The sequence below is a fragment of the Phenylobacterium sp. genome (assembly GCF_030697925.1).
Lineage (GTDB): Bacteria > Pseudomonadota > Alphaproteobacteria > Caulobacterales > Caulobacteraceae > Phenylobacterium.
Genome location: NZ_JAUYOJ010000088.1, coordinates 1 through 2,539, shown reverse-complemented (window position 1 = coordinate 2,539; position 2,539 = coordinate 1). Strand labels below are relative to the sequence as shown.

Sequence of the window (2,539 nt, the reverse complement as noted above, 5' to 3'; positions counted from 1 at the left end):
GGCCAGGCCGCGGTGGAGGTACTTGCGCTGGTCGTCGTTGGCGGCCTTGCGGCCCTGGACGGTCAGGAGGTTTTCCTTGACCTCGATGTTCAGTTCTTCCGGACGGAAGCCGGCGACCGCGATCTCGACGCGGTAGGCGTTTTCGTCGGTGCGCTCGATATTGTAGGGCGGATAACCGGCGGCCGCGTCGACGCGGGCGGTTTCCAGCAGGTCGGCCAGGCGGTCGAAACCGACGACCGAACGGTAGAGCGGGGAGAAGTCGATAGTACGCATGTTGAGCCTTCTTCAATAAGCAAGGTTGCGACGTGATCGGACGGCGCGCGAGCCAGGTTGGCCTCGTGCATTGCCCGGAAGGCCCGGATGTCCAGCGCCTTCGAGTGCTTAGGTGGGAGGGCTGAATTCTGGTTCAAGGGGCGCCTCGCCAGACACCTTGCAAGACGCCTTGCCAGGATCGCGATGCGCCCTAGGTTAGCGCCCAATCCGCAAACAGCCGAGGCGCTCGAAAGATGTCCACCCGTCGATTTGTCCTGCTCGCCGCCGGCGCGCTGATCGCGCTTTCCCAACCCGCCGCGGCGGCCGAGGACAAGGCGCTGAAGGCCGCCGTCGCCGGCGCCCAGCGCGGCGAAACCCATGTCGCGCGTGACGCCGCGCGCCATCCCTACGAGACCCTGGCCTTCTGGGGCGTGAAGCCCAAGCAGACGATCATCGAGATCTCGCCGGGCTCCGGCTACTGGACCGAGATCCTCGGCCCCTACGCCAAGGCCACCGGTGGGACCTACGTGGCCGGGGTGGGCGACCTCGCCAATCCGAAGATGACCGACGCCGGCCGCAAGGCCCGCGCCGACTTCGAGGCCAAGTACGCCGACGAGGCCAAGTTCGGGAAGATCTCCTATGTGGGCTTCGGCGCGGTGTCCGGCCCGCTCGGCGCGCCGGGCTCGGCCGACATGGTCATCACCGCGCGCAACATCCACAACTGGATGTGGACCGAGGGCATGGTCGACAAGTCGATGAAGGACTTCGCGACGGTCCTGAAGAAGGGCGGCGTGCTGGCCGTCGAGGAGCACCGCGCCGATCCGACCCGCGACCAGATCGCCGACGCCCGCGACGGCTATGTCTCCACGGCCAATGTGATCGCCGCCGCCGAGAAGGCCGGCTTCAAGCTGGCCGCCAAGTCCGAGGTCAACGCCAATCCCAAGGACACCAAGGACCACCCCTTCGGCGTCTGGACCCTGCCGCCGTCGCGCTGGACCGTGCAGGGCGGGCGCAGCCAGGACCCCGCCTTCGACCGCGCGAGATACGACGCCATCGGCGAGAGCGACCGGATGACCCTGCGCTTCGTGAAGAAGTAGCCACGCTTTGACCACCGTCTCGGGTCAGTCTAACCCGGACGGTGGTTCCTCGGATGGGGCGTATTCCTTGATTTCAGCGGCCCTGCTTTCGCGCCGAAACGCCCTGTTGAGCGGGCTCGCCCTGGCCTCGTGCGGTCGTAAGGCTGAGACCCCGGCAGCGCCTGTTAAGGGCGCCATGACCCTGCAGGACGCGGTGGCCGGAGGCTGGCGCACCGCCGCCGACAAGGCCCGCGATCCCTGGCGCCATCCCGTCGAAAGTCTGGAATTCTGGGGTCTGAAGCCCGGCCAGACGGTGGTGGAGTTCTGGCCCGGCGCCGGCTGGTACACCGATATCGTCGCCCCCTATCTGGCGGCCAACAACGGCAAGCTGATCGCCGCCAATCTCGAGCCCGCCGACGCGGCGGCGACCGAGACGGTCGAGGCCTTCCGGCGCAAGCTGGAGGCCAACCGCAAGCTCTATGGCGCGGTGGAGATCACCGCCTTCGGGGCGACCAGCGGCCCGGTGGCGCCGGCCGGGACCGCCGACCTGGTGCTGTTCCTGCGCAACCTGCACAACTGGATGGCGGCGGGCATCGTCGAGAAGGCGTTCCGCGGCGCCTTCGCCGCGCTGAAGCCCGGCGGCGTCCTCGGCGTCGAGGAGCACCGCGCCGCGCCCGGCGGGGTGCAGGATGCCCTCGCCGCCGACGGCTATGTCGACCAGGCCTATGCGGTGCGTCTGGCCGAGGAGGCCGGCTTCGCCCTGGACAAGGCCAGCGAGATCAACGCCAACCCAAAGGACACCCACGACCATCCCTTCGGGGTCTGGACCCTGCCGCCCGTGCGCCTGACCGCGCCGCGCGGCGAGCCCGAGGACCCGGCCTTCGACCGCGCGAAATACGACGCCATCGGCGAGAGCGACCGGATGACCCTGAGGTTTGTCAAACCGTCGGCGTAGCAAATCCGAGGTGTCATCCCGGCTGCAGCGAAGCCGAGAGCCGGGACCCATACGCGCCGTGGCGGCGGAATGGGGCGCCGTCGTTGCGCGGCTTCCGAGATGACTGCCTTGAGGGGCGCTAGAGCGTGACCGCTCTTAGCTGAATCGGGATTCCGGATATCTGCGGATCATGATTCAAGGTCCAGGCTGGGCAGGAGGCCAGCTTGGATGGGTCGGCCGTATTCTCTGGATCTTCGGGATCGCGTGGCTCGGTTCG

Annotated in this window: 3 protein-coding genes; 2 read left to right on the top strand and 1 reads right to left on the bottom strand. The window is 68.0% G+C overall.

Annotation, left to right across the window (positions count from 1 at the left end; translation table 11 throughout):
* Window positions 1–273: Hsp20 family protein (locus Q8Q88_RS08200; RefSeq protein ID WP_305583113.1), on the bottom strand; the 273-nt coding region annotated here is incomplete at its 3' end.
* A 233-nt stretch (window positions 274–506) separates the two neighbouring features.
* Between Q8Q88_RS08200 and Q8Q88_RS08195 the strand changes: the two genes are divergently transcribed.
* Window positions 507–1,349, top strand: coding sequence for a class I SAM-dependent methyltransferase (locus Q8Q88_RS08195; protein WP_305674707.1), 843 nt, complete (start codon window positions 507–509; stop codon window positions 1,347–1,349).
* A 175-nt stretch (window positions 1,350–1,524) separates the two neighbouring features.
* Window positions 1,525–2,283, top strand: coding sequence for a class I SAM-dependent methyltransferase (locus Q8Q88_RS08190; RefSeq protein ID WP_371129832.1), 759 nt, complete (start codon window positions 1,525–1,527; stop codon window positions 2,281–2,283).
* Window positions 2,284–2,539 lie beyond the last annotated feature (256 nt).